Source organism: Okeania sp. SIO2B9, from assembly GCF_010672505.1.
Classification (GTDB): Bacteria; Cyanobacteriota; Cyanobacteriia; order Cyanobacteriales; family Microcoleaceae; genus Okeania; species Okeania hirsuta.
Genome location: NZ_JAAHGK010000461.1, coordinates 1 through 5,296 on the forward strand (window position 1 = coordinate 1; position 5,296 = coordinate 5,296).

Genomic DNA, 5,296 nt, shown 5'->3' on the forward strand with positions numbered 1-5,296 from the left:
AGCTTAATTATTACAGCCAAATATTTTAACCTACCAGAACTTTTAAAAAATAAATTAGTTTGGATTGAAAGTCTAGATGTGTGGAGTCCAATCGCTTTCATAATAATTTATAATTTAGCTACTTTACTATTAATTCCTGGTTTAGTTTTAACTATAGGAGGAGGAGTAATATTTGGAGTTATCTGGGGAGCTATTTATGTTTTTTTTGCTTCAACTTTAGGCGCTACAATAGCTTTTATTATCGGACGGTATATATCTCGTGATTGGGTTTGCCAACAATTACATCAACATCCAAAATTTCAAGTTATCGATCGAGCTGTTATTAAAGCAGGATTTAAAATAGTATTTTTAACTAGACTCTGCCCTTTGTTTCCTTTTAATCTTTTGAATTATGCTTTTGGTGTCATGCAGGTTTCTTTAAAAGATTATATTTTGGGTTCTCTAGGGATGATTCCAGGAACAGTAATGTATGTTTATATTGGTTCTATAGTAGGTGATATTACTTTAATTGGTACGTCTCAACAACCGACAAATTCTACTGTAGAAGTAACTAAATGGATAATTAATATTGTTGGTTTAATTGCCACAGTTTTAGTAACTATTTATATAACTCGGCAAGCAAACAAAGCTTTAGAAACAAGTTTTGAAGAAGGCAAGAATTGAAGAAGGAAGAAGGAAGAAGGAAGAAGGGAAAATTGCTTATGAATAGTCAAAGAAAGGCCACTTCATATCTATTTGAAAACCGCTATAAACCCGCAAAAGAAAAGATACAGCATATTTCTGGCAAATGATGTACAGGGTAAATGGTGAAAATCTTGTAGTGCGGGCATCTCCCGCGATGGGTATACCTCATAACAGCGGGAAGCGCTGTAATATAAAATCTGTTTAATTCGGTATAAAAACATTCTCTATCTTCACCATTACCAAATCTTGATAAATTTTTTCCCTCCTGAATTCTAAATTCTAAATTCTGAATTTAGAATTCAGAATTCTGACTCCTCTATCCTTCCAACTTCTTACTAATTAATTGATTTGTCATCTTTGGATCTGCACGTCCTTGAGTTTTCTTCATCACTTGCCCAACAAAGAAACCTTTAAGTTTAGTTTTACCACCACGATATTTTTCTAATTCTTCTGGATGTGCTGCTAAAACTTCATCAATAATTGCTTCTATCGCCTTAGTATCTGAAATTTGAATTAGACCTTTCTTCTCTACTAATTCCTTGGGCGACCCACCTTTTGATAATAATTCTGGCAGAATATCCTTCGCAATTTTGCCACTGATAGTACCATCTTCAATAATTGTAGTTAGCTCGGCCAAATTTTCTGGTTTAAGGCCAATATCAGTAATGCTAATTTTTTCATTTTTCAAATAAGCAGTAATATCCCCCATTACCCAGTTAGCTGCTTGTTTTGCATTTCCTCCCGCTGCAACTGTTGCTTCAAAATATTCTGCTACTTTGCAGTCATCAGTAAGCACGCGAGTATCATAAGCAGATAAACCTAATTTGCTTTCATAGCGGTGACGTTTTTGTGCGGGTAATTCTGGTAATTCTACTTTCCAATCATCTAACTGCTGAGTCGAGACTTCAATAGGTGGAATGTCAGGTTCGGGGAAATAACGATAATCACTAGAACCCTCCTTCACCCTCATACTAATAGTAAGTTGAGAACCCTCTTCCCAGAGTCTAGTTTCTTGAACAATTTTTTCCCCTGCTTCAATAGCTTCAGTTTGCCGTTGAATTTCATATTCGATCGCTCGTTGTATAGCACTAAAGGAGTTCATGTTTTTGATTTCTACCTTTGTACCAAACTCTTTTTGGCCTACTGGTCGTACAGAAACATTCACATCGCATCGTAGAGAACCTTCCTGCATATTACCATCGCTCACACCAAGGTAGCGGACAATTCGCTGTAGCTCTTGAGCATATTCTGCAGCTTCTAGTCCAGAACGTATATCCGGTTCTGATACAATTTCTACTAATGGTACACCTGCACGATTATAGTCCACCATTGAATAGGTTGACCCAGATAGGCGATCGCTACCTCCATGGACTAACTTACCAGCATCTTCTTCCATGTGTAGTCTAGTAATGCCGATTTTTTTGCGGTTTGCAGTGCCATCTTCATCTACTATTTCTATTTCTAGCCAACCATTTTCGGCAATGGGTAGGTCATACTGAGAAATCTGATAATTTTTGGGTAAGTCAGGGTAGAAATATTGTTTACGGTCAAATTTACTGTAGGGTGCTATTTGACAATTTAGGGCAAGTCCTGCTTTTACGGCATATTCTAGGACTTTTTGATTAAGTACGGGTAATACTCCAGGCATTCCCATACATATTGGGTCAATATTGCTATTTGGTGGGGCACCGAATTCTGTGGATGAAGCGGAGAAAATTTTGGTTTGGGTACTAAGTTGACAATGGGTTTCTAGACCAATAATTGCTTCATACTCTGTTTTTACTTGTACAGTTGTAGTCATAGATTTTTGAATTAAGTCAAAAGTAAACTAGCTATCAGCATTTCAGCATTTCAGCTTTTTGACTTTGGGTTTATACCCCGGCAACTAATACCCTGGATGGTTGAGTCGGGGTTGAAATTTCCAGGGCGTAAAAAAAAGTCCTAATGCTGACCGCTGACCGCTGACTGCTGACTGCTATTTAAAATTTAAAGGTCATTAGTTCTAGTGTACAGTGATCGAGATTTTCCATTTCCAACTTTGATGTCGGCAAGGGGTCTCCCGTTATACAAATGTTAACGGGAGGGGAATTGCCGACCAACAAATAAACCGCGTAGGGTCCAATTATTTCTTGCATTGTGTGCTTTTTTGTGTTATTGGTGATTATATCAGGAGTAGCGGTAATACGCACTTGATAACAGCACATAGAAAACAAATAGCGAGTATGGGGTTCAATTCATGAAGTTCGCGGTCGGCCCGTGAAAAGGTAAAACTCTTGAGGGTGTGTATCGGAGTACAGAATTGTTCAGTACAAAAAGGTGGTGGGTCTCATCATCTCTGTCTGGTGAGGGTTAAGTGGTTGCACTCCCTGTGAAACAGAAAGCCCTATCCGCGAGGTTGGGAAGCCTACATCATAATCTTTGATTTGATGTAGGAGAACGTCACAAAGAACTATCCCTTGATTCAGTAATGCCACCAAATAAATCATGTTTTGTGCCTGTTCTTTATTCCCTACCCCCTGTTCTCTACTCTAGGCAAAAATTTATATCTTTTTCGGATATGTCTAATTAGGGATTGCTAATTAATCCTCAAAGCATTGACAGGTAAAGGCTTAAGCCTTTTTTTTTGTCTAAAAAATTGCCTGGTATCACCTCTAAAATGCTCAAAAAGTTAGTATTAATGGCAAGAGTTGGGCAGAAAAATCCCAAATTGACAATTGTTACTCCTACCTCCTCGCTCCCGATCCATTTCTCCTGTCTCCTGTCTCCTGTCTCCTGTCTCCCGGTCCATTTCTCCCGGTCCATTTCTCCCGGTCCATTTCTCCTGTCTCCTGTCTCCTGTCTCCTACCCCTACTAAAAGACTTTTTCAGCAGACCCTAATTATTGATCGGGTTTCTTAAAGCAATAATGTTTATGAATCGAAACTTTTTTGAGTTCAGGAGTTTGATAGTTTGGCAAAGTTTTTTCTGACATAAAAAATATTTCAAAATTATCAAGTTGTTCTTCACCTTTATATTTACTATTCCAGTCACGGCACAAATATTTACCATAATAAAGACGATGAGCAGCATGACGCTTCAACCAAATTTTCATCATATATTTACGCCAGCGTACATTAGGATAAGTTGATGAAACTAATAATGGTTTATCCCAAATCACAGGTTGACCATTTTTAAATAAATCAATTTTTTTACCATTTTTAAGTTTACCTGGAATGACATACCAACCATCTTCTCGTGAGGGATAAGGAGCAAACATACCCCATCTTTGGTCTAATCTGAGAATTAAATTAGTTGTTCTGACTATTTTGGGGATAGGGAATATTTTGGGGGAAATACTATTAAGATTCCAGAGCAATACGAAACCTAGAAGCAATAAAGCAATAAGATTCTGATAATTGGCTGGATAAACTGAATTTTTCCGATACTGTAATTGGGAAATCAATTGATGAAAATTACTATTGATATTGTTGAGTTCAGCGCATATTTTTTTGCCTATAGTTGTAATTATGGGTAAACTCAAAACTAAAGTTAGAGGTCGAAATACAGGAGAAATGTTACACAGATAAATTAATGCCTGAAATTGAATATATTGATTGTCTTGATGTTCGACTAATAACCATGAATTACTGTTTTTTATTGCCGTATAAATTTCTGGTTGGGTTTGGGCTGAGAAAACTAATTCTTTTGGTAAGAACAAAAAGCAGCAAAGTAAATTTAAGATTTTTTGGTATGTACTAGAATCAGGATTATAATAAATTTTAATATTTTTAATCTGTTTAAATTGTAATTTATAACTCAACCAATCCCAAAAATCACTAGGCAATAACACTAACCAAGAAATAATACATACATAAGGAAATAAGCCTAAAACTAAGCCAAGGCGAAAACCTATATGCAAACCAATAAAAATAAATACTGTTAAGCAACGAAAAAAACTATTTTTAATTGGTACAAATAATAAAAAAGGTGCTAATAATTCAATCCAGAGAGTAGCGAAATTAGCAAATACTAAAAGTTGGGGAAACTTCAACATGAAGCTACTGAAGGGAGTAGCAAGTTGATCGATATTTAAAGCATAGTAAACAGCAGTTCCTTCTTCCCACCAAATAGGATGAGATTTCAGCATTGCCGTAAACCAATAAACAAAACATATTTGTAGAGTTAAAGCGATAGTACCACCTGAAATAATTGATTTAGGAAAAGGTTTTGATTCAGAATTTAAGGCACTATCAACTGAATAATATGCTCCTAAAGGTAAAAATATTCCCCAAAATAGAAGGAGGCGTAATTCAGAATCTCCAGCATTGAGAATCATGTTATTACGACTATGCAAAGAAGCGAGTAAAACCCAAGATAAAATCGTGAATAAGCGAGTACGATAACCAACTAAAAGTGCTAAAGCACAAATAAAAGCAACTACAAAAAGTATTCCTTGAAATAAAATATTGCCACTAAAAAGATGAAGCGACCAGACCGAAGAATTTAAAAATTTTTCAATTAGTACTGCACGGGGTAAGACACCAAAATCTGTGTAGTGAGCTTTCAGATCGCCAAAACGTTCTATTAGATCGACAATAATAATTAAAGCCAAACCAACTCGAAATAAAGCTAG

3 protein-coding genes are annotated in these 5,296 nt (G+C 36.1%); 1 reads left to right on the plus strand and 2 read right to left on the minus strand.

The features are described 5' to 3' along the window. On the plus strand, window positions 1–663 hold a 663-nt coding region (locus F6K13_RS16905), incomplete at its 5' end, for a TVP38/TMEM64 family protein (protein ID WP_287287869.1). 337 nt (window positions 664–1,000) lie between these two features. On the opposite strand, the gene gatB is transcribed toward F6K13_RS16905, so the two are convergent. Together gatB and F6K13_RS16915 are read right to left on the minus strand one after the other, a co-directional pair. Then, window positions 1,001–2,485, minus strand: a complete 1,485-nt coding sequence (gene gatB, locus F6K13_RS16910) for an Asp-tRNA(Asn)/Glu-tRNA(Gln) amidotransferase subunit GatB (protein WP_124146621.1) — start codon at window positions 2,483–2,485, stop codon at window positions 1,001–1,003. Window positions 2,486–3,562: 1,077 nt separating this feature from the next. Continuing rightward, window positions 3,563–5,296: HTTM domain-containing protein (locus F6K13_RS16915; RefSeq protein WP_287287870.1), on the minus strand; the 1,734-nt coding region annotated here is incomplete at its 5' end.

Excerpts from the sequence above, each read along its gene's own strand:
- gatB (WP_124146621.1), bottom strand. The coding sequence starts at position 2,485 with ATGACTACAACTGTACAAGTAAAAACAGAGTATGAAGCAATTATTGGT.